This window comes from Variovorax sp. GW821-FHT10B04 (assembly GCF_059415645.1).
The window spans coordinates 40,652-64,005 of the sequence record NZ_JBWKNQ010000017.1 but is presented as its reverse complement, the minus strand read 5'-3'; the positions used below and the strand labels follow the sequence as shown (position 1 = coordinate 64,005).

The 23,354-nt window shown below is 68.3% G+C and carries 1 protein-coding gene (cut by a window edge); it reads right to left on the bottom strand.

Annotation, left to right across the window (positions count from 1 at the left end; genetic code table 11):
* Positions 1–23,354, bottom strand: the 5' portion of a protein-coding gene (locus AC07PZ_RS29440; RefSeq protein WP_495298727.1) for a DUF4347 domain-containing protein. The gene continues 6,373 nt to the left of window position 1, outside the view; 23,354 of the gene's 29,727 nt are visible here — the first part of the coding sequence; the start codon lies at positions 23,352–23,354; the stop codon falls past the left edge of the window.

The window sequence follows — 23,354 nt, the reverse complement described above, 5'->3', positions numbered from 1 at the left end:
TCGAGGCGCTCGACGCCGGAGAGGTCCACGTTCAGGCCCGCGCCCTGCACGCCGCGGTCGGTGATGACGAAGTTGTCGGCCGCCTCGGTGCCCACCACGACCACGGTGTCCACGCCCGCGCCGCCGTCGATGCTGACCGGCGCGTTGATGTTGTATTCGATGTGGTCGTCGCCATCGCCGCCGCTGAGCTGCATGTCGGCGATCGACAGGCCGGAGCCTTCCTGCACGAAGGCGCGCACCACGAACTGGTCGTTGCCGTTCTCGCCGAAGAGCTTCAGCGGCGCCTTGTTGCTGTAGACGGTGAACTGGTCGTCGCCGTCGCCGCCGAACACCGTGGTGGCGAAGCTGATGCCGCGCGACAGGTAGCCCAGCGTCGTCTTCACGGTGGCGACCTCGTCGCCGGGCGCGACGTACGGAACGCCGCGCGCTGCGCCGAACATCTGGCCGAACTGGAAATAGTCCTCGCCCTTGCCACCGTCGAGCGTGGTCAGCGTCGCGTTGTCGTCGACGTAGAACGCGTCGTCGCCATCCAGGCCGTTGACCAGCAGCCGGCCGTTGACGGCCTCGTCGTAGTTGATGCGCTCGACCTTGTCGGTGTAGCCGGTGCCCGCCGCGTCCGCGTTCATCGACGCGACGAAGTTGGCGCGCAGCAGGAAGGTGTCGTCGCCGGCCGTCCCGTTGATGGTCAGCTGATCGGCTCCGTCGTCCGGCGCGCCGCTGTCGTCGATGTTGACGACGTAGTCGGAGGCACCGCGCACGTCGACCGTGAAGAGGTCGGTGCCGCCCTGGCCGTCGATCGTGATCTGGTCGCGCACGCCGGCCTGCCATGTCGTCATCGCGGCCAGGTGGCTCACGCGGATCTGGTCGTCACCGGCGCCGCCGAGGATCGCCGTGTTCGCCTTCAGCACGAGGTCGTGGGCGGCATTGAAGCCGGGCACGGCGCTGTCCGGATTGAGCGCGATGCTGTCGTCGCCGTCGCCGCCGTACAGATTGAACTGCGCCGCGCTGACCGTGCCCCAGACGCGGATCACGTCGTCGCCGCCCAGGCCGCGAATGTCGATCGCCTGGACCGCCGTCAAGCTGCCGCTCAGCGCGATGGTGTCGGCCTGCGCTTCGCCCGAGATGACGATGCGCGTACCGGCCGTCAGCGTGCCCGCGATGGCGATCGTGCTGCCCTGGGCATCCACGTTGAGCTGGCCCGCCGGTGCGGCGTTGCCGTCTTCGTCGCCCTGGTAGTCGCCCTCGATGGTGATCTCGGTCTTGGCGATCACATGCGCACCGGCCTCGATCGTGACGTCGTCGCCCGCCTGGATGTGCACGAAGGACTGCGTGCTCTGGACCGTGACCCCGGTGACGATGGTCACGCCGTCGCCATCGCCGAACTTGTCGTGCGCGGTGATGCGCACGCCGTCCGCACCGACGACGTCTGCGCCGATGCTGATCGGGCTGGCCGCCGATATCGAGACCGAGCCGGCCGACGAGATGGCCGCGCTCGCCGTGCTGGCCGCGCCTTCGAGCCGGTCGAGCGACATCGCGCCGGTGTTGTCGATCCAGATGCTGCCGGTGGTCGACATGCCTTCGAGCGTGCCGATCACCGTGTTCAGGTGCTTGCCCGCGGCGCCGATGTCCCGGGTGGCGAACAGCTTGACGCGGCCGGACGACACGTTGCTGGCCCCGTCGTTGCGGCCGTTCAGGATGGCGCCCGCGCCCGCGGAGATGAAGGCGGTGTACGTGGTGCCGACGACGGCACCGGCGCCGGTGCCGATCTGGTTGATCAGCAGGTCGCCCAGCGCTTCGTTGATGAAGGTGTCCCGCATGCTGGCCGTGGTCAGCGTGCCGCCGGTACCGGAGAAGCCGCTGTCGATCTCGATGCCGCTGCCGGAACGCCCGATGCCACCGTTCTGCGCGGTCAGCACGATGCTGCGGCCGATGACGTTGGTGCGCATCGGCAGCGCATGGCCGAGGCCGTCGGTCTCGGCATTGACGATCGAGCCGTTGGCCACCAGCTGGACGTCGCCCCGGGTCGACAGGACCACGTCGATGTTCAGGTCGCCCTGCATTTCACGCAGGTAGATGCTGCCGTCGGCCGTCGCCTGGACCGTGCCCTGCGCGCTCAGGTCGGTTTCGAGCGCGTTGCCGCTGGCACCGATCTCGCCGCTGGCCTTGAGTTCGATGCGGCGGGCCGCGATCTTGGCCGTGTCGCTGGCCAGGGCGTCGAGGATCGAGCCGGCGCGGGCCTCCAGGTGCACGACGCCCGTGACGGACAACGCGCCTTCGAGATTCATGTCGCCGGCAAGCTCGGTGATGTACATGTCGCCGTACGAGCGCGCCGTGAGCGTGCCGGTGGCCGTCAGGTCGACCAGGAAGGCCTGGGTCGCGCTGCCGATGCTGCCCTGCCCCGCTTCCAGGATCAGGTCGCCGCCGGCGACGTTGGCCGCGCCCGCCGTCGAGGCGTCGTTGACCAGCCCGAACTTGCTCTTGATGCGCACTTCGGCGCCCGAGGTGCTGGTCACCCGGTCGATGTGCATCGCCTCCTGCAACTGGCCCGACCCGAGGTAGATCGTGCCCTTGGCGCTGACCTGGACGCGGCCGGTCGCGTCGACGTTGATGTCGTCGCGCTGCTCGATGGCGATGGAGGTGATCGCCGGGCGCAGCAGCGCCGGATCGATGACCTGCGGCGTGAACACGGCCTCCACACCGACCTCGGCGACCAGCGCGCTGCCCGCCGCCAGGGTCAGGGTGAGCGTTTGTTCGGTGACGCCGGTGATCGTGTAATAGCTGCCGCTGGCGTTCGCGTTGCCCGTGTTGCCGCTGACCTGGAAGAGTCCGCCTGCCACGAAGCCGTCGGCCAGCCAGTCGCCGCCGTCCTGGCGGGTGATGGTCGAGACGCCATTGACCGTGGCGAAGTCGACGCTCGCGGCGACCACGTCGGAGCGCTCCGGATTCAGCGCGATCGGCGTGATGGTCACGGTGCGGCCGGCCTCGGCCTGCAGTTTCGCGCCGGAGGTCAGCGTGATGGTGCTGGTCAGGACGCCATTGACGACGATGTCGTCGATGCGCTTGATCTGCAGCGACACGCCCTTGTCGGTCGCGTTGACGCTGTTGCCGCTGATCTGGATGTGCATGCCGGCCGCCAGACCCGCCGCCGACCAGCTCGCGCCGGTCCGCACGATGGTGTCGTTGCCCGTGGTGCCGTTGTCGTTGTCGTTGAAGTCGACCACGCCGGTCACCGGACTGCCGATCCGATAGGTCACGTCGATGCGGTCGGCGGCGGCGAAGGCGAGCTTCTCGGCGTCCGTCAGCACCAGCGGCTGCGGCCGGTTGGTCAGGTCGATGATCAGCGGACCGGCATTGGTGCCGACATTGCCCTGTGCCGTGGTCAGCGTCACGTCGTGGCCGATGATGTTCGGCGCTTCGATGTCGAGCTGCGTGTTGGCGGCGGGCTTGAGCAGTCCGGCGCTCATGGTGTTGAGTAGCTCCTCGGCCGTCCAGATCTTGATGCCGGCCTTGATCTGGTTCACCTCGCTCAATCCGACACCGCTGGTGACGTCGAACGTGTAGCTGGCCAGGTAGGTGTTGCCCACGGCGCCGTAGCGCGCGTTCAGCGCGTGGTACTCGGCCGTGATCCGGTTCTCGAGCGTGGTGATCCCGGCGGTGTCGTAGTGCAGCACGTCGGTGTAGTAGCTCTTCTGCTCGGCCGTCAACTTGACCTGGAAGCCCGCGTCATAGACGGCAGGGTCGGGCTGCTGGTTGCGGTACGTCCAATAAGTCAGGTACTCCTGCTGCCGGGCCATCTGGTAGGCGAGCACGGCCTCGTCGACCTTGGCATTGGCGCCGGTCTCGGCCGTGAGCTGCAGGTCGGTCCAGACGCCGGTCAGCAGATCTTCGCGCGCGCGCTCGTCCACTTCCTGCACCTTGTTGCCGTCGACCAGCGACCCGTTGGTGACGGTGATCTGCACGCTGCCGGTGACCGAGCGCGACTCGATCTTCTCGACCCGCATGTCGTCGCGGCCGGTCGTGGCGAGCGCACCCGCATAGATGCCTTCGCTCAGGTAGATGCTCTGTGCGGCCAGCGCGATCACGCTGTCGGCATTGGTGCTGCCCGAATAGAGCGTGAGCGCGTGGCCGGCGATGCCGATGCTGCCGTTGAGCGCATTGAGCGTGACCGATCCGCCGCGCTGCGTGGCCGAACCGATGCTGCCCGCGGTCCAGGTCGCCGCGGTGGCCTTGGCCGCCACGATGGAACCCTGGGCCGTCAGCGTCACGGCCTGGCCCGCGCCCGCCCTGACGTTGGCCACGGCGAGATCGCCGGTCACTTCGTCGATCACCACCTGGCCATTGGTCGTGGTGGCCGTGAGCGACGGCAGCGATTCGACCTTGAGCCACTTGCTGGTGTCGGCGTAGTTCTGCGTCGCGAGATCGAGCTTGGCCGCCGAGCCGGTGTACCTGTAGACCTGGCCCGCTTCGCCGCCGCCGGTGTAGCTGTCCGCCAGCAGCACGCGCTGGCCCACCACGATGTTGGTGCCGTTGCCGGCGACGTAGTCGCCGCTCGTTGCGCCGGACAGTTGCCATCTGGACGTGTCGGCGTAGTTCTGCGTCGACAGGTTGAACGACGCATCGTTGCCGATGTATTCGTAGACCTTGCCCGCAGTCCCGCCGCTGCCGTAGTTGACGGCCAGCTTCACGCTCGCGCCCTTCGCGACCGCGGTCAACTGCGAAGCGGTGGTGAAGTCGTAGGTCGGCGTGGCCGAAAGATCGGTGTTCAGCCCTGCCACGCCATCCGTGCCGCCCAGCGAGGTCGCGCCGATGCCGTTCACGGCGCTCAGGACGATCGTCTGGCCGCCCACGTACGCGCTGTCCGTGAGCTGGTCGATGCGGTCCTTCGAGATCAGCGTGGTGGTGCCCGACGCGTTCGATATGGCGCCGTTCAGCAGGATCGCGCCGACCGAATTGACGGTCACGTTGCTGCTGTTGCCGCCGATGAAGTTGATGGCGATGTCATGGTCGGCCGCGATCGAGAAGGTGCTGATGTAGGAGTTCTTGGTTTCCTGGACGAAGGTCGTCCACTGCGTTTCCTTGCCGTACCAGGTGCTCGTCGTGTGCTGGTCGGTCTGCTTGACCGCCGCGGTGCTGTCGACGACCTTCTCGAAGTCGTAGGTGAAGGCCTTGCCGTTGTCGGCGTCGCCGGCCTTGGTCGTGTAGTAGTACGCGGCATCGCCGACCAGTGTCGGAACCCCGATCAGTTCGTGGGTCGTCCACTTGATATCGCCCGGGTCCTTGGCCAGGTCGTCGATGCCCAGCCAGGAGCTGACGCCGTAGGTCGCCATGTAGCGCTCGGCCGTCTCCTGCGCGATCGACCAGCCGTAGCGCTGGCCGGCGGCCACGTCGTAGACCGAGTTGTTGCCGACCAGGGACGACGTGATGTTCGAGCCTCCGCGGTCCACCGTGACGGTGACGTCGTCGCCCGCCTTCTGGTAGGTCGTGACGGTGAAAGCCTGGACCGTCTGCCCGGCGGCGTTGGTGACGGCCTTCGACCGATCGACGATCACCAGCTCGCCCGTGCCGCGCTCGGACGTGTCGATGCGCTGGATGACGATCGCATAGCTGGTCGCGTTGACGATGGAAACATCCGCGTAGCCGCCCAGCAGCTTGATCTGGCCCGTGCCCGTGTTGGTGACGTGCGCGTCGAGTTCGATGTAGCCGCCGCTGGCGCGCACTTCGTCGATCTGGATGCGCTGGTTGGCGACGTCCCAGTACACGTCGAAGTCGTCGTTCGACGCGGACGCCAGCCGCACCAGCCCGGTCGTGCCGCTGGCGATCCGCTGGATCTCGATCCGCGTCGCGTCGGTGATGTTCAGCGTGTAGCTGTCCTTGCCGCTCTGGATGATGCCGTTGACGTTCAGGGTCTCCGCGGTGATGTGGATGCGGTCGCCGTACAGGGTTCCGGTCGGGCCGGCGGCCGCGGCGGCGTTGACGGCATTCGTCACCGCCGTCGTGGCGGCGTTGCCCTTCACGGGCAGGCCGGTCGCGGGATCGATGGTGTTGAGCAGGTTGGTGACGGTCTTCCAGGTCGAATAGGCTTCGCCGCCCACGGAGTAGGCCGTGACGCCGTCGACATAGACGTTGCCGCCGGTGACGATCGCCATGTTCTTGGCGCGGACCTGGGCATCGATCAGGATGTCGCCGCTACCGCCCTGGATCGTCAGCGACAGGACGCCGCCGAGATTGGTGATGGCGCCGGCCACGGTGATGTCGGGCGAGTTGTAGGGGCTCAGCGCGATGGGCTTGCCCGACGACGGGTCGATGACCGAGTCCATGGCGACCTTGCCCGGATCGAAGGTGTTGATCACCGTGATCGTCGGCGCCTTGCCGGTGGAGACCTGGGTGATCTCCGAGAAGCCGACCGACGTCGAGGCGGCGCCGCCCACGAGCAGGTTCTGCAGCGCGATCTCGGCGTTGGTCGTGACCTCCACGCCGTTCAGGTACAGCCCGCCGTTGCTCTCGGGGATCGTGATGCCCATCAGCTTGAGATAGGCCGGCGTGTTGTTGATGATGGTGACCGAGACGTCGCCCGGCGTGTCGAGCTTGCCGGTGCCCGCGAGCACGTCCGCGCGGATGTCGATCACGCCGGCCTCGGCCCAGATCGGGTCGACGTAGATCGTCGGCACGTACTTCTGCGTGGCGAAGGTCTGGGTCTGGCCCAGATAGTCGACGCGCGTGCCGAGCAGTCCTTCCGCCTTGAGAGCTTCCTTCAGCCGGGCGACCTCGGCCGTGTAGTAGTCGATCAGCGTCTGGTTGCCCGAGCCGCCGTAAGCCAGCAACTGGGTCTGCGCGTTGCTCAGTTCCTTGTCGAGCTCGGTCGACAACTGCTCGTTCGCGAGGCGCCAGGTGATCACGGTCGCGTCGGTCGCGACGGGCGCGGCGCTGAACACGCCCGCACTGTCGGCCAGGCCGTCGCCATCCGTGTCGCCTGCCGTCCAGTCGAGCGTCAGGGTCTGTTGCCGGGCGATGCCGGTCGTGATCGTGCCGTCGATCGTGACGATGCCGTCCGCACTGCTGTGCAGCGATCCGCCGAAGGACTCCGTGCCGTTGATCGCATCGGCGATCGCCGACGCCCAGTTCACCGCCTTGGCGCGGCTGGTCATGTCGGCATAGCCGAGGTTCTCGGCATGCAGGTTGACGTCGCGCGCGGTGCGCAGTTGCGCGCCCGCCGCCACGTCGATCGTGTTGTGCTGGTACAGGGTCGCGGTCGAGTCGACGAAGTCGAGCGGAATCGCGCTGCCGGCAAAGGTGTCGGTGCGTGCGCTGAGCGTGTAGGCATCGCGGTCGAAGGTGATGCTGGTGCCCGACGAGATGTTCAGGTTCGCATCCGCCTGCAGCAGCGCGTTGGCGCCGATATCGACCGCGTTGTCGACGGAGATGTCGACCACCGATTTCGCCACCGCGACCGTCGCGGCGCCGTAGGTTTCGGCATCGACGGCGGCCGAGACATTGCCCATGCCACGCGCCGTGATGTCGATGGCGCCGACGGTCTTCAGCGTGGCGCCGCTGCCGATGTCCACGTGCGCGGACACGCCGTCGGTGCGGATGGTCGACAAGGCCCCCGCGCCCGCCAGCGCACCGCCGGTGGCCAGCGTGACCTTGTCGTAGGCCGTGATGTCATTGAGTGCGGCCAGGTGCAGGTCGCCCGCCGTCACGGCATAGCCGAGCACCTGCAGCAATGCGCCGGCACCGATGTCGACCGCGGTGTCGAGCTTGATCGTCACCGTGCTGACGGCACCGGCCGCCGAGACCAGGCCTCCGGTCACGCCACGGATGTTGGCGGCGGACTGCTCGGCCTTCAGCACGTGGCTGGTGGCCAGGATGGACACGTCCTTCGCGTAGACCTGGGCGTTGGCGCCCAGGCCCGCCGTGACCTTGGCATCCACGTCGTGATCGATGGTCGCGCCGGCACCCGCCAGCGCACCGCCGGTGACGGTGGTTTCCGTCGCGTTGAACTCGGCAACGTGGTCGGCGGTGATGCTGAGCTTGCCGGTGCCGTCGACGATGCCGATCGCGGTCCATCGGGTCGCGTCGGTGAAGTTGGCGGTCGCCAGGTCGATGCTGCCGCTCGCACCGATGTAGGTGTAGCGCGTTCCCACGTCGCCGTTGCCGATGTGGCCCGACAGGACGTCGACCGTCTGGCCATTGGTCACGTTCACCGAGCCCTGGTCGGTGTCGTGGTCGGCCTTGGCGCTGGCCAGCAGGATCGGCAGCACGTTGTTAGTGCCCAGCACGATGTCGCGGCCGACGACGCCGGTGCCGATGGTGGCGCGGGTTTCGCTGAGGTTGGTGGTGTCCGCCGAGGCGGCGACGCCCGACACCAGCGTGCTGACACCACCGGCCAGGGTCTTCGCGTTGTTGTTGTCGTGGCCGAGCGCCGTGATCGTCAGGCTTGCGCCGGTGAGCTTCACGCCGTCGCCCAGATAGGCCGACGTCACGGTATCGGACTGCGCCTTCGACGCCGCGATGCCCACCGACAACAGGTTCCCGGCGGAAATGCTGCCGGCTTCGGCCGACTGCCACGAGTTCGCGACCGCGACGACCGTGGTGGCCCCGCGAATCGCCAGCGTGGCGTCTTTCGCGATGAAGGCGGTCACGCTCGCCTGCGACTGCGGGTTCGAACCGGGAAGGCCGTTGCTGGCCGTCGCCGAGGTCGACGCCACGCCGATCAGCGCGCCGGCCGAGCCGATGGCGCTGGCATGGGCCGAGGTGGTGGCCTCGTTGGACCCGTTGACCACCACCGTCGGCACGACCTGCTCGGCCATGACGGACAACGCGCCGGTCTTGATGGTGCCGCCCACATGGGCGTCGACCTTCGGTATCGTGGTGGCGACGGCGTTCGACACGCCGACCGCCAGGGCACCGGCGGCCACGCCGATGGCGAAGGCTTCCGCGCGCGGCGCCGCGGTGGCCGACACGGTGACGCTGTTCTGTGTCGTGATCGCCTTGCCGCCCGTGTAGGCCGAAACGGTGGGCGACACGGACACGGTCGCGACCGCCCCGCTGCCTGCGAGGATGCCGCCCGCCGCAGCCGCGCTCGTTGCCGTGGAACGGTCGCTCGCGTTGGCCAGGATCAGCAGGTTCGTCGCGCCGGTGACCGTGCCGTCGACATAGGCGCTGACCGTGCTGTCGATGTCCGCCGTCGCGGTGCTGGTGCCGATGGCCGCGCTGCCGATGCCGGCGGCCAGGCTGGTGGCGACGACCTCGGCGGTCACGGCCGCGTCTTCGGTCGCGCTCAATTGCATGTCGCCGACCGCGCTGGCGCTGCTCTGGCTGTCGATGAAAGCCGCAACCGTGTTGCCGATGGCGTCGGACGAGGTGGCGCCCGCGCCCGCGAGGCTCACGCCGATGCCCGTGGCGATCGACGCCGATGCGGCGACCGACAGGGCCTGGATGGTCGGCGTGGCGTGCGCCGTCAACGTCAGCGCACCTGCCGACGTGACGCTCGCGTTCTCGACGTAGGCCCGTACCGTGTCGGCGATATGGTTGTCCGCGAGCGCCACGCCGATGGTGACCGCGTCCGAATAGCCGCCGCCCGCGAACGCCAGCGCCGCGGCGATGGTGTCGGCATGGATCGTGGCCGTGTCCGTCGCCGTCAGCAGGATGCCACCGCTGGTTGCCGTGCTCACGTTCGCGTTCTGGCTGATGAACGCCTCGACCGTGTTGTGGATGGTGCTCGACGCCGTGCCACCGGCGCCTGCGGCCGCAGCCGCTGCCGCGCCGCCGCCGATCGCGATGGCGCCACCGACCGAGATGGCGTCGATCGACGAGGTTTCGGCCGCGCTCAGCGACACGTCGCCGCCGGTCGCCTTGACGGTCGATGCCTGGACATAGGCCTGCACGGTGTTGGTGATGGTGTTGGTCGCCACCGCTGCGCCCACTGCGCCGGCCACGCCGACCGCGCCCGCGCCGACCGCAGCCGCAATGCCGCCGGCGTTGGCGATCACGGTGGCGATGTCGGTCGCCGACAGCGTGATGGCGCCGCTGGCCGTCACGCCCTTCGTGTCGGCCGCCGCGCTGGCATTGACGTAGGCCTTGACCGTGTTGGCGATCGTGTTCTTCGATTCGGCACCCGCGCCCGCGGCGCCCACCCCGACGGCCCCCCCACCCACCGCGACGGCACCGCCCACGCTGAAGGACTTGATGGACGCACTCTCGTTCGCACTCAGGCTCACGCTGCCCGCCGACACCACGTTCGACGCATCGACGAAGGCCGTGACGGTGTTGGCGATCGTGTTCCTCGCCACAGCCACGCCCACCGCCACGCCGACGCCGGTCGTGCCCAGGCCGACCGCCAGGCTGCTGCCGCCGCCGTCCGCCGTGATGCTGGAGGCATCGCTGGCCGACAACGACACGCTGCCGCTGGTCAGCGTCTTGACGGTGCTGCCGTTGCGGATCGCGGCCGTGACCGTGTTGCCGATCGTGTTGCCCGAGCCCGCACCCGCTCCGGCGATGGCGGCGCCCGTGATGCCGCCGCCCGCGACCGCCGCCGCGCCACCGATCGACAGGGCCTTGACGGTTGCGCTGGACGTCGCGCCGAGGCCGATGTCGCCGGCCGTCGCGTTGACGACCGACTTGTCGACATAGGCCTGGACCGTGTTGTGGATGTCGTTGGTCGCAGCCGAGATGCCGAGCGTCACGGCTGTGCCGGTCAACCCGCCGAGCCCGACCGCCACGCCCACGCCGCCGCCGTTGGCGGTGATGGCCGAACTGTCGCTGGCGTGGAGGCTCATCGCGCCGACCGAAGTCACCGCGTTGGCGCCGTTGCTGTTGCTGATGAACGCCGACACCGTGTCGTCGATGTCGTTGTCGGAGCCCGCGCCCGCCCCGGCGACCGCGACGCCCGACGTGGCGCCGGCACCCACCGCGACGGCGCCGCCGATCGATAGTGCCTGGATCACCGAGCTCTCCGTCGCCGACAACGACACCGTACCGGCGGCCTTGGCCGTCGAACTGTCGATGCTCGCCTCGACGAGGTTGCCGATCTTGTTCTTCGCCACGGCCACGCCCAGCGAAACGCCCACGCCGCCCGCACCGGCGACCGCCACCGCAACCCCGACGCCACCGCCGTTGGCCGTCACCGTGGATGCGTCGCTGGCCGTCAGGTTGATCGCGCCGCCGAGAGCGGTCTCGACCGACGCGCCGTTCAGGATGCGCGCGCGTGCCTTGTTCGTGATGATGTTGCGCGAGTCGGCACCGGCCAGTGCGCCGCCCAACCCGCCGCTGCCGCCGCCAGCGGCCGAGATGGCACCGCCGATCGCGAGCGCCGTGATGCTGGCCGTCTCGGCTGCCGTCAGCGCGATGTTCCCGTTGGTCGCCTTGACCGTCGACTTGTCGACATAGGCATCGACCGTGGAGGCGATGGTGTTGTTCGATGCGGAAACGCCCGCCGACACGGCAACGGCGCCGCCGCTTCCAAGCCCGAGCGCAGCGCCCACGCCGCCTGCATTGGCGACGATCGATGCCTCGTCCCTGGCCTCCAGCGTGATGTCGCCGGCGGCACGCAGCCCCTTGTTCGTACCCAGGCTGTTGTTGACGTACGCCGCCACCGTCGTCTTGATGGCATTGCCCGAACCCGCGCCGGCGATCGCACCGGCCACGGCGCCCGCGCCGCCCGCCGATCCTGAAACCGCACCGCCCACGCTGAGCGCATCGATCTCCGAAGTCTGCGTCGCGGACAACAGGATCTTGCCGGCCGCCGAGACGAACGAGTCGTCGACGTAGGCCTGGACGTTGTTCTCGATGTTGTTGTCGGCCGCGGCCACACCCAGCGACGCGCTTGAACCGCCACCGGCACCGAAGGAAATGCCGATGCCCACGCCACCCGCATTGGCCGTGATGTGGGAACTGTCCGAAGCCAGCAGGCGCACCGCGCCGCTGGCGCTGGTGGTGACGCTGCTGCCGTTGCGCACGGACGCCAGCGCGTTGTTCTTGACCGTGTTGAACGACAAGGCGCCGGCCAGGCCGACACCCAGGCCGGCACCGCCGCCGCCGGACACGCCGACCGCGCCGCCGATCGTCAGCGCATCGATGGTCGACGACTCGGTCGCGGTCAGCACGACGTCGCCCGCTGCGCCGACAGTCGCGCTGTCGACATAGGCTTGCGCCGTGTCACGGATGTCGTTGAACGCCATCGAGATGCCGACGGAGGCCCCGGTGCCGCCGCCGCCGACCGAGACCGCCAGCGCCGCTGCGCCGGCGCCCGCGCGGATGGCCGCATGGTCGGTTGCCGTGATGGTCAGCGCGCCGCCATTGGCGAACACGCCCTTGCCGTTGGCCGAGAGGCTGCCGCTGATGTAGCTGGAGATGGTGTTCTTGACCGTGTTGCCCGAACCCGCGCCCGCACCCGAACCGGCCAGGCCACCGCCCGTGCTGGCGCCGACCGCCACGCCGATCGTCAATGCATCGATGGCGGCCTGCTCCGTTGCGCTCAGCCGGATGCCGCCCGCGGACGTCAGCTTGCTGTTGTCGAGGTACGCCGTCACGTTGTTCTCGATCACGTTGGAGGCAGCCGACACACCCGCGGCCACGCCCATGCCGCTGCCCTTGGCAATGGCCACGCCGATACCGCCGGCCAGCACGCTGATCTTCGATGCGTCGGCGGCGTGGATGGACACGTTGTCGGCTGCCGTGCCGCGCGTCGTCAGCGCGCTCACGCCGGAGACGAAGGCTTCGCTCGTATTGCGGATGCGGTTGACCGACACCGCACCGCCCAGGGCGAAGGTTCCAGCCGCTGCGCCGGCGACCGTGATGTTGCCGATCTCGCCCGCGTAGGTCGCGCCGACTTCGAGCGAACCCGTGCTGATCTGGCCGGTCACCTTCTCGATCGACGCGCGCACCAGGTTGTTCCGGGTGCTGGTCGGGTCGTTGGGTTCGCCGCCCAGGTAGTTGTAGGCGACCGATGCGCCGATGGCGCCGGACGAGCCGGCGGCGCCGATGCCCGCGATGGCGACCGCGCCCGCCAGCGCGTCGATGCTGGAACTGTCGGACGCCAGCACGCGCAGGCGGCCGCCGGCCGAGATCTCGTCGGCCGCATTGGCGCCGCTGAGCAGGTCGCCGATGTTGGCGATCCGCGCGGTCACGCTGTTGCGCACCCAGTTCAGCGCCACGGAGCCCGCACCGGCTCCCGTGGCGGCACCGCTGCCGCTGACGGCCATGGCGGCGATCTGCACGTCCAGCCCGGTCGGCAGCGACGTGGGCTCGGCGAAGCTCGCCTCGACCCGGATGTCGCCACCGGCCTTGACCGTGGCGTTGTCGATCAACGCACCGACCGTGTCCTGCACGTTGTTGACGGCAAAGGCGAAGCCCGCGGCGTACTTGCCGCCGAACGATGCGCCGACATTGCCCGCGAGCGTCGCGATGGAGGCCGTGTCCTTCGCGGTCACCGAGACGTCTTCCTGCGCGTAGACATGCGCGGCAGAAGTCACGCCGCCAACCGCCGCGGACTGGATGACGGCGGCGACGTTGTTCGACACCAGGTTGACCGCGATCGAACCGCCGAGGGTGTTGCCGCCGGAGGCCGAGCCGCCGATCACCGCATTGATGATGCGTGCGGACTCCTCCGCGCTGACGACCACTTCGCCGAGCGAGGCACTGACCTTGGCGCCGGCGATCTGGGCTGTCACGTTGTTGCGGATGTCGTTGACGCCCACCGAGGCATTGACCGCATTCGAATTGCTCTTCGACAGCGCGAGCGCACCGGTGCCCGAGTTGATCTGCGACACGTCGTGCGCCATGACCTTCACGTCGCCCGCATGCGCGATCACTTCGCCCGTGCCGGTGTTGGAGATCGCCGCGCTGACGTTCATGCGCACGAAATTCAGCGTGATCGCGCCGGCGCCCGCGGCCTTCTGGGCGCTGGTGCCCACTGCGGTGACAGCCGTGATCTGCGCGCCTGCCGACGAGGCCAGCGGCACCACGGTACCCAGCACGTTGATGCTGCTGTTCTTCACGACCAGCGTCTGCGTGCCGCTGCCCGCCGAGGTGAGGAAGATTTCCGTCGGTTCGGCGGCGACTGCCGCGGCATACGACGCGGCGAGCCGGATGTGCGTCGCGTCGACCTTGATCACGTAGTAGGTCTCGCCGTCGACCAGGCCACCGATGGCCTGGTTGGTGGCGGCGCCCTTGCGGTAGACGAAGACCTCGCCCGTATCGAGTCCGTGCGCGGACGCGAAGGCGATCGTGTTGGCCAATGGGGCGGCGAGCGTCACGCCGCTCGCCGCATTGAAGCTGCGCGACACGGTGGTGCGCGTGATCGTGCCCGTGCCGGCGCCGACCGCCGTCAGGGCGATGGCGGTACCGGCCTTGGCGTTGGCCAGGCTCGACGCCAGCTTGATGCTGTTCGCGTCGACCGCGATGACGTAGTACCTGACGGTGCCGTCGCCCGTGAGCCCTGCGATCGCCGTGCCGGTGACCTTGTCGTAGACGACCTCATCGCCGGTGGCGAAGCCATGCGCCACGCCGAAGGTGATCGTGCCGGCGGAAGCGCCACCGACGCTCACGCCGACCGCCGCATCGAAAGTGCGCGGGACGACCGCGGGCGTGATTCGGCCGGTACCCGTACCGGCCGCCGTCAGCGCGATGGCCTGTCCGGCCATCGCGTTCTCGAAACTCGACGCCAGCCGGAGGGTGTCGGCGTCGACCTTGATGACGTAGTAGCGGGTCGCGTTGTCGCCCGTGAGCCCGCCGATCGCCGTGCCGGTGCCCTGGTCGTAGACGACCTCGTCGCCGGTTGAAAAGCCGTGCGCCGCGCCGAAGGTGATGGCGCCGTCGGTGCCATCGGTGTTGACGACGACCGCCGACGCATCGATGGTCTTGACGCTGGACAGCGCCGGGTTCGATTCGAGCGACGCATTCGGGTCGTCGAAGCCCGCGAGCACCAGCACGCTGCCGCCGGCATCGACCCGGGAGCCGTCGATGTACGCCTTGACGCTGGCCGGCGCGGCCGTGTCGGCGCCGGCAATGGACACGCTCTGCGCACCGGCGCCATCGGCGGCCGACGGGGCATCGCGCACCGTCACCAGGTTGGGGTCGGACATGTCGTCGACCGCGCCGACGTAGTTGTACGAGAACAATCCGCCGAAGCCACTGCCGCTGGCGGACTGGACCGCCACCAGCGACGCCGCATAGAGTGCCGCCGCTTCGCTCGCCGTGACCGACACGTCACCCGCCGCGGTGATGACGGAACCGCCACTGATGTGCGTATCGATCGTGTTGGCGATCGAGTTGATCGACAGCGTGACCGCAATGACGCCGGTCGAGGTGCCGCCGCCGGCGCCGCCCATGCCGACGAGCATCGAGTCGGACACGGCCAGCATGCTGAGAGCGCCTGCGCTGCTGGTGACGGTGGAATGGTCGATGTACGCCGTCACGCCGTCGCTCACGCGGTTCCAGCCGATCGAAGCGCCGAAGCCGGCGCCGCCGGACGACCCGAAGAGCGCACCCGCCAGCGAGACGATGGTGGCCTTGTCCTGTGCGATCAGGCCGACGGCGGCATGGGTGACGACGGTCGAGTCGACGATGTGCGCGTCGATGCCGTTGGTGATCGCATTGATGCCGATCGATCCGGTACCGACCGTGTCGTCGGACAGCGCACCGCCGACGGCGAAGGACATGATGGTCGCTTCTTCGCGCGCGCTGACGTTGGCTGCACCCGATGCATACAGCGTGGAGCCATCGATCGCGGCAACGGTGCTGTTGCTGACGGTGTTGATGCCGGCAGCGACGCCGAAGGCGCCGGTGTGGCCCTTCGCGAAGGCACCCGAAAGTGCATAGATGCCGGAGTCGTCGGACGCCGACACCGTCAGCGGGCCGGTCGATCCCGATGCGGACGTGCTGCCCAGGATCCGGGCCGACACGGTGTTGTCGATCATGTTGACCGACACGGTGCCGCTCGCGCCGGTTTCGCCCACGCCGCTGCCGGCGACCACGCCCGCCGATGCCGAGACCGTGATGATCTGCGCGTCGGTGCGCGCGGTGACGGCGTAGCCGCCGCTCTTCGTGAGGTTGGCGCCGTCGACCAGCGCGGAGATGCCGCTGTCGATCAGGTTGACCGAGAGCGCGACGCCGTAGCCGCTTTTGCCGCCGTACGCCGCCGCGCCGGCCACGCTGATGATGTGGTTGTCGTCGTGCGCATCGACCGATGCCAGGCCGGCGACCGCGCCGGTCGTGACGTGGCCGAAGCGGGCGCTGGTCGCGTAGGCCGTGCGGTTGACCGCCACCGAGCCGGCGATGGCCGTGCCCCTGCTGCCGGTCGCGCCGCCGACCCCTGCGGCCAGCACGACCAGCCAGCCGGTACGCGCTGCCTCGATGGCGACGCTGTCCGCGGTCAGCGCGCCGATGGCGTCGATGAGGGCGTCGGTGTGCCCACCGAGGAAGTTGAAGCCGAACGCGCCGGCGATGCCGTCGTCGTCCTTGCCCGCGGTGGAGGGCTTGGTGTAGGCCACCGCGCCGGCGAGCGACACGACGGCTGAGTCGTCGGCAGCATGGACCTGGATGTCACCGGCGCTCAAGACGCCGATGCGGAGGATGGAGGCACGCGTGTTGTCGACCACCGCGTTGATGGTGACGGCGCCCGAGACGGACGTGCCGCCGGTGGCCGCGGCGGGCGCCTTGGTCGCCTGGGTGGTCTCGGCATTGACTTTGGTGCTGTCCTCGAGCACTTCTGCAAGCTCTGCCGGCAACCCCGTCGGCTCGGCCTGGCTGTCGGCCGTGCTGTCGGCGGTCGGCGCCGTCGCAGGCGGCGGGGCCGCGGGCGGGTCGGCCGCCGGGTTGCTGGAGGCCTTGGCACCGGACACGGCGAGCGCCGCCACCCAGCCACTGTTGCGGGCGTCGATCACCACGTCGCCGTTGGCCGTGAAGGAGCCGAGCACGGCGCTGTCGGCGTCGCCCGGCAGGTCGCCCAGAATGGCCTGCGTATCGCGCTGAATGACGTTGGTGGCACTCGACAGCCCCACGCCGCTGTTGTCGGCCAGGGCCACCGCACCGGCCACCGCGAACACGTACGACCGGTCGGTGGCGGCGATGTAGGCGACCGCCCCCGGCGCCTCCGGCATGCCCAACGGCAAGCTGCCCAGCGTGACGACCGCCTGGTTGCCGACCTGTGCCAGCGTGTCGTTGTCGACGAGGTTCATCACCAGGGCGCCGTTCTTCGCACTGGCGCCACCCGAGCTGCCCGATGCGCCCAGCACCACGACCACCATGTCGTTGCCCGCGGTCACCGAGAGGTTGTCGCCATAGAGGCGCACACCGTCTTCGATGACGGCGTTCACGTTGTTGTCGAAGAGGTAAACGCCCGCACTGGCGCCCGCCCCCTTGCCACCGGCTTCCGGCGACACACCGCCGCCTGGCGCGGTGAAGCTCTGCGTGACCGCCCATCCCTTGGCAGCCAGGCCGATGCCGGGAACCTGCAGATTCCCGACCAGGCTGATCATCTGCGCCACGCTGCTCGCATCGACCACCACGCGCTGTTCTCCGCTGCGGAAGGTGTCCGTGCCACTGACGCCGCGGGTGTCCTGGTTGATCTGCGCACCGCTCTTGATGGTGGCCGAGGCGTTGTGGTTCAGCATCATGACGCTGATGGAACCGGCATCGGAATCCGTCTGCCCATCGGCGGTGGAATTGGCCCAGGAGTCGACCAGGTTGTCGTCCAGGCCCAGGTTGTCGTTCAGGTACCCGGTGATGTTGGCCACGAAGGCGTTGCCGACGCTGGTGGAAGGCCAGCCCATGTCTTCCCAGTCCGTCGCATTGCTGTAGTCGACCGTGCCCAGGTCGAGCTCCAGGGTCGGCACGCTGCCGATGTACCGGTACCAGCTGCCGACGTCACCGCCGGCGGTGTGGCCACTGGCGACATCCACGGTGTCGCCGTTGGTCACCTGCGTCTTGCCGTCGGTGCTCTCGTGGGTCGCGTGCGTGTTGCTGTCCAGGAAGGGTGTGACGAGGTTCACGCCGAAGGCGGACGCCGGATCGATCTGGTTGAGCGTATCGGCCTTGACGGTCAGCGTGCCCATCGCGTCGACGGACGCATCGCCGTTGATGGTGGCGTTGGCGGTGTCGTTGTAGATGCCCACTGCAATGGCGATGGATGTGCCCGAGCTGATGCTGCTTCGGGCCGACGCCGGCTTGCTCGTTTCGTTCTTGGCCGCGGTACTGGCCGAGATGTCGGGCCGGCTGTCGACGAGCGCGGTCACCGAGAGGTTGCCATCGGCTTCGACATCGGCAAATGCGGCCGTCAGGCTGCCATCACCGATGCGCGCGTCGACATCATTGGTGTCGAGCGCGAAGGAGATGGCACCTGCGGTGTCTTTATCGACCGTGGGGACATCTTCAAGAAATTTCTTGATGGCGTCGTTCTTCTTGACCCAGTCGATGAATTTCGCCTTGAGCTCGGCCCTTTTCTCGACCGCCACCTGGCCGATCGTGTTGTCCTTGACGATCTTCTCCGCGTCGCGGAGCACGCTGCCGGTCGTCTTGACGCCGATGCCGGCACCAGCCTTGACCCCGCCCACGACGCTCGGGACCAGCGTGAAGAACGCGCCTGCGCGGATGTCTTCCTTGCGGGAACTCGCGGCCACGCTGAGGTCGCCGCCGGCATCGGCAGCGCCATCGAGCCAGGCGTTGGTGGTGCCGTTCTCCACGCTGACGGTGAAGGCCGCCGCACGCTTGCCGTCGGTCGGCGCGCTCGACTCGGCGAGGGTGCGGTTGCTGTCGATCGTCTCCGCAATCAGGAACAGGTTGGCGCCGCTGGTCAGCTTGGCCGTGCCCTGGACATGGGCAGTGGATTCCGACTTCAGCACGCTCACGGCGACCGCGACGGCGTTGCCGGCGATGTCGTCGGTCCTGGCCACCACGTTGACCGTGCTGTCGGCCGTCGAACGGATGGTGATCGAGCCGGTCGCGTTGATCGTGCCGGCCACATTGACGATGGCGGTCGTATCGACCAGGCCGACGGCGACACCCAGGCCGAAGCCGAACGGACTGGTCGTGGCCACGGTCGTGGCGCTGGCATGCGCGATGAACTCGGCCGCATTGATCACGCTTCGGCTGTCGATATCGATCGTGGCGATGGACGTGGCCTTGCTGACGCCCGCAAAGAACGCGAGGCTGCTGTCGAGCGCACCCATCGCGCTGCGCAGCGCGTCATCGAACTCGTTGGCGAACCAGGAGTCGCCCACGTCGACCTCGAAACGCTGTGCGGCGGCGGTCGCCCTGATCGTGACGTCACCGCCGCTGATCCGCGTGTTGCTGATCGAGATGGTCGCTTCGTTGAAGTCGAGGTTGTAGAAGCCTTGGCCGGCGAAGTCGGTGAAGACATCCTGCGCGAGCAAGGTGATGGCGCCATCGGCGCCCGGGCCCGCGCTCACCGCCAGCAGCGAGCCGTCGGTGAGGTTGATGTACCTGGCCGTGATGGTGATGCTGCCGGCTTTCGCCGCGCTGGTGTCGATGGTCTTGCCGTTGAGGTTGAAGGCTTCGTATTCGAAGCTCAGGTCGAGGCCGCCCGAAACGAGATCGCCCTCCAGCGTCTTCGTCTCGCCCTTGACACCCTGGAAGACGAACTTGGCCGTGTTCGCGCCATCGAACTGCACCCAGGACAGGTCGTCCTGGTTCAACGCGCCGGCGCCGAGCAGGTAGATCGTGTCGCCGGTGCTGCTGCCGACGTTGATCGCGACCTTGTCGCCGGCCGCCAGGTTGGACACGTCGACGTAGAACTTGTCGTCGCCGCTGCCGCCCTTCAGCGTGTCCTTGCCGCCACCGCTGTGGAAGGTCACCGCGCCGGCCGTGAAGGCCGAGGCATTCAGCTTGTTGTTGCCGACGCCGCCGGTGAGGACAGCGTATTCGATGCCGCTCAGCGTGTCGGTGCCTTCGCTGCCGACGACCAGCGACGTGTCGGTCAGCGTCATGTCGCTGTCGCGCGTCTCGATCAGCGTGTCGACACCGGCGCCGCCGTGGACGATGTCGGCGCCCGTACCGCCGGTCAGGAAGTCGTTGCCCGAAGTGCCGGTCAGCACATCGTTGCCGGCACCGCCGTCGAGCGTGACGGAGCCTGCGACGAGGGAGTTCCCCGTGAACCGGGTGCTCGTCCGGGCGACGCCGGTGCCGACCAGTCCCAGGTCGCTGGCCACGGTCGACGAACCCAGCGCAGTGACGTCCACGATGTCGGTCCCGCCGGCCGTGTCGGTGATGACGATGCCGTTGCCCGCGGCGTTCAGCGCAGCCGTCAGGCTGGCACTCGCGGCATGGATCGCGTCGAAGATGTCCTGCAGAGTAGCTGCGGACTCGAATCGCACGGTGATCAGGTCGCCACCGGTGGACAGGCGGATCTGCAGTCCGGGCGCGCTGTCGCCGACGCCGACGCCCGCGCCGTTGTTCAGGAAGTACAGCGGCGTGTCGAGCGAGATGCCGGTGAAGGCCGACGCGTCGATCGTGTTGGCCCCCGCACCGCCCGTGAGCACTGCACGCTCGAATCCCGAGATGTCTTCCGTCTGCCCGTCGACCACCAGACTGGTGTTGGTCAGCGTCATGTCGGCATCGTGCATTTCGACGAGCGTGTCGATTCCGCCTCCGCCGATCAGGATGTCCTGGCCGGCATTGCCGGTCAGCGTGTCGTCTCCTTCGCCGCCGTAGAGCAGGTCGTCGCCCGCGCCGCCGATGAGCACGTCGTTGCCGAGGTCGCCGTACAGCTCGACACGGCCGGTGAATGCGGATGCGTCCATCCGGTTGTCGTTGACGCCGCCGGTCAGCCTGGCCAGGCCGATGCCCGACAGCGTCGACAACCGCGATACGCCGAGAGTCGACTGCGCAACGCTCAGGCTGCCGCCGCCGGCCAGCAGTGGCGACTGCACGGTCAACGCGCCCACGGGCATTCCCCCGAGATTGCCGCGGAAAGTGACGGCCCAACCGCTGGCCGTCGCGACCACGGTCACATCGGTGTCGCCGATGCCGGCCAGGCCGATCAACGCGGTGCGGACTTCCGTGTCCGAGGCGTCGAAGTTGATGATGCCGGTGCTTTCGCCGTTGAAGGCGAGCGTGAAGGTGCCCGAGGTGATGTTGCCGCTGCGGGTGATGGTCTGGACCGCGTTGGTGCCCTGGCCCATGTCCAGTGTGGTGTCGGTCAGCACGAAACGTTCGTCGGCTGTTTCAATCAACGTGTTGAAGCCGGCACCGCCCGCGATGCGGTCCACGCCGCCGCCGCCGGTCAGGGTGTCGTCGCCGCCACCGCCGCTGAGGTCGTCGTTGCCCAGCCCGCCGATCAGCCGATCGTTCAGGGCGCCACCCAGCAGGGTGTCGTCGCCCTCACCGCCGTCGAGCGTCACGCTGATGGCCGTGACGGTCGATGCATCGATCTTGTTGTTGCCTTCGCCACCCGTCAGACGGGCCTTCGTGATGCCCGTCAACTGGTCGACTTCGGCCGGGCGCGTGCCGACGACGGTACGCAGTTCGACGTCGGTCAACGTGAAGTCCGCATCGCGCGATTCGACCAGCGTGTCGACGCCACCACCACCGGTGATGACGTCGTTGCCGGCGCCTCCCGTCAGCAGGTTCGCCAGGCTGTCGCCGGTCAGGGTGTCGGCAAAGGCCGAGCCGACGATGTTGTTGAAGCCGCTGATGCGGGTGAAGCCGGTCGCGGTCCCCACCGCAAGATCGACATCGACCCTTGTCGCATAGAAGGCGTAGTCGATGGTGTCGTCCAGCGAACCGCCGGTCAGGACATCGAAATTTTCGAAAGCGAGTTCGTTGAGCGAGCCCTTGCCGGCGCCGGTGACGGACCAGGTATTGGCGATGTCGGCACCGACGATCGTGTTAGTGCCCAGCGTGCCACCGATAATCTTGTCGACATAGGCATAGCCGGTGACACCGTTGATCTTCTGCGTGCCGGCGTCGACGGTCACGTTGCCGGCCGTCGCGTTGCCGCCCGGGTACAAGGTGTAGTCGAGCACCGTGATACCGCCGACGGTGCCGGTGACGTTCCCGTTCAGATCGCCCTCGAACAGGAAGGTGTTCTTGCCGGTCCCGCCGATGAGGTTCTCGATCCCGGTGGCACTGACCTTGTTGATCAGCGGGAGGAAGCTGTCGACGACGTCGATGCTGCCGTTTGCATGGACCGTGAACGTGAGGTCGCGCGTCACCAGAGAGAAGTCGAGTGTGTCGCTGCCGAGAATCGAGCCGCTGTCGGCGACGCTGTCGTTGCCCCAGAAGTCCGAGAACTTGTAGGTGTCGTCGCCTGTCTTGCCGTCCATCACGTCGCCGTTCGACGTGCTGACCAGCGTGTCGTTGGTCAGGTCCTGGCCGTTGATCAGGTCGAGCGTGTCGGCATAGACGTCGAGCTTGTAGGTCGTCGCCTCGATCTGCCCGGTTGCATATTCCAGCGTCCAGTTGCCGCCGAGCGCGGCACTGCCCGTGGTGTCGGTCGATGCCGCCACGTCCGCGCCCGTGAGGCGCGCAAGGCTCTGCACGAAGTTCACGCCGTAGCTGCCGGCCGCCACGTCGCAGCCGTAGAGAACGATGTCGCCGCCCGGACGCAGCGCATCGCCCCACGCGCCGATGCTGGCCTGGTACTGGTCTAGGTCGTCGCCGTCGAGTTCGGTGCTGCCGATGCTCAGCGTGCCGCTCTTGCCGTGCGACAGGATCTGCACCGCGTCGAGTTCGTCGTAGGACTTGAGGATGTTGCCGATCTGGTCGACGCCGTCGAAATGCGCGTCGAGCACGATGACGTCGATGTCGCCGCGATGGATCACCTGCAGCTGGGCGCCGAGCGATGGCGCTTGCGCCGACGTGCCATCTGCGGCCTGTGTGCCGGCTTCGGTGCCGGTCTGCGGCTCGTTCGCCTTTCCTTCTGGCATCGCGGCCAGCAGGCCGTCGAGCAGCGTGCCGACATGCGGGATCGACGGGTCGACGATGACCAGTTGCGTGGCCGCAGGACGCGTCTGCATGTACGCCGCGAAGTCCGCGAGCGCCACGGAAGTGCCGGGCAAAGGCGCAGCCGCGACGAGTTCTGTCAGCGCTGCGGAGGTGCCCGCGGCGGGCACTGCCTGGCTGCCCGCGTCGAGCACCGGATTCGGCACGGACGCATCGGCCGGCGGTGTCTGCGCCGCCAGCGTGAGCTGGATCTGGCCCGGCACGTTGACCGCCACGGGCGCTTCGAGCACGGCCTGCTGAACCGGCGGCGGCGGAATCACGAGTTCGGCCGAAAGCAAAAAACGCTGTTCGAGCGTTTCGAACAGCGTTTTGCGACGTTCACCTGCCCTGCCGGCCCCAGGTCGCTGGAATGATCCGGCCAGGCGATTGCGCAGGGATGTCAATTTTTTCGAGGCCAT